This window comes from Mesorhizobium sp. B1-1-5, assembly GCF_006443065.1.
Lineage (GTDB): Bacteria > Pseudomonadota > Alphaproteobacteria > Rhizobiales > Rhizobiaceae > Mesorhizobium.
In genome coordinates this window covers 1-1,603 of record NZ_VFWS01000331.1, presented here as the reverse complement: position 1 = coordinate 1,603, position 1,603 = coordinate 1, and the positions used below count along the sequence as shown (strand labels likewise).

General features: G+C 63.7%; 2 protein-coding genes. Both read left to right on the top strand.

Going from position 1 to position 1,603, the window contains the following annotated elements; translation table 11 throughout:
• Positions 1–373: DUF2267 domain-containing protein (locus FJ980_RS31025; RefSeq protein WP_140547364.1), on the top strand; the 373-nt coding region annotated here is incomplete at its 5' end.
• 49 nt (positions 374–422) lie between these two features.
• Positions 423–1,603: thiamine pyrophosphate-binding protein (locus tag FJ980_RS31020; RefSeq protein WP_140547363.1), on the top strand; the 1,181-nt coding region annotated here is incomplete at its 3' end.

Below are 1,603 nucleotides of genomic sequence, written 5' to 3'. Positions count from 1 at the left end.
CATGGCCGACCACGGACAGGATCGCCAGTTCGCTTGGCACCTGCTCGGCGTCGTCCTGCGCACCGTCAGGGACCGGCTGCCGGTCGACATGGCTTCGCATCTTGGAGCGCAGTTGCCGCTGCTCGTGCGCGGCACCTACTATGAGCAGTTCGAGCCGTCACGCCTGCCGCAAAAGAGCCGTTCTCTTGAAGAGTTTCTCGGCCCCGTTGAGCAGGGCATGAACGATACGCGTCCCGTCGACCCGAAAGCCGCGGTTCAATCGGTCTTCAAGGTCCTCTTTCATCATATCGACCCTGGTCAGATCAGAAAGGTCCGCGCCTCGCTGCCTGAGGACGTACGGCAGCTCTGTCCCGATCCCGATACGAAACACTGAACCTCCTCTCGGTTCGAGAGGGCGGCGTGCTCAATAAAGGAAATCCGCCATGCCCAATGCCGCCGAAATCCTCGTCGACACGCTGATCAACTGGAAAGTGGAGGTCGTCTTCGGCCTGCCGGGCGACGGCATAAACGGCATCATGGAGGCGTTGCGCACCCGTCAGGACCGCATCCGGTTCGTCCAGGTCAGGCACGAGGAATCTGCCGCCTTCATGGCGTGCGCCTATGCCAAATGGACCGGCAGGTTGGGCGTCTGCCTGGCCACCTCGGGACCGGGGGGCACACACCTCCTTACCGGCCTCTATGACGCCAAGCTCGACCAGGCTCCCGTGCTTGCCATCACCGGCATGCAGTTCCACGACCTTATCGAGACTTTTACGCAGCAGGACGTCGACCTGACCCGCGCCTTCAACGACGTCGCGATCTTCAACGCGCAGGTCTCCGATGCCGCCCACATGGAAAACCTGGCGGGTCTCGCCTGCCGCTCGGCTCTTGCCCGGCGCGGCGTCGCCCATCTGTCGATTGCCAGCGATGTACAGGAAAACGAGTTGCCCGAGGCGGACCGCTCGAAGCGAAACCGGCCCTCCCACACCCCCGATCGATGGTTCGAAGGCAGCCGGCTTCCGGCTGCCGACCAGCTCGACCAGGCGGTTGAGATTCTCAATGCGGCGAAAAAAGTCGCTATCCTGGCCGGGCGCGGCGCACTCGGCGCACGCGAAGAACTCGAACGCGCGTCGGACCTGCTGGCGGCGCCCGTCGCCAAGGCGCTGCTCGGCAAAGCCGTGCTCCCTGATGACCATCCGAATACGACTGGCGGCATCGGCATTCTCGGCACCCGCGCCTCGCAGGATGCGCTGAGCGAATGCGACGCCCTGCTGATTGTCGGATCGACGTTCCCCTACATCGAATACTATCCCGAACCCGGCAAGGCGCGCGGCGTCCAGATCGACCGTGACGCGCAGAGGATCGGCCTGCGCTACCCCGTCGAGGCAGGGCTCGTAGGCGATGCCGCCGACACCTTGCGTCTTCTCAACGAACGCCTCGAGCGCAAGAGCGACCGCTCCTTCCTGGAAAAGGCGCGGCAGGAAATGACCCGCTGGCGCGATGCAATGGCATTATCCGAAGCCAAGCCGGATGTGCCGCTGAAGCCGCAACTCGTGGTCAAGGCATTCGGCAGGCGTATGCCCGAGAACGCGATCCTGGCAGCCGATTCAGGACAGAATACCGA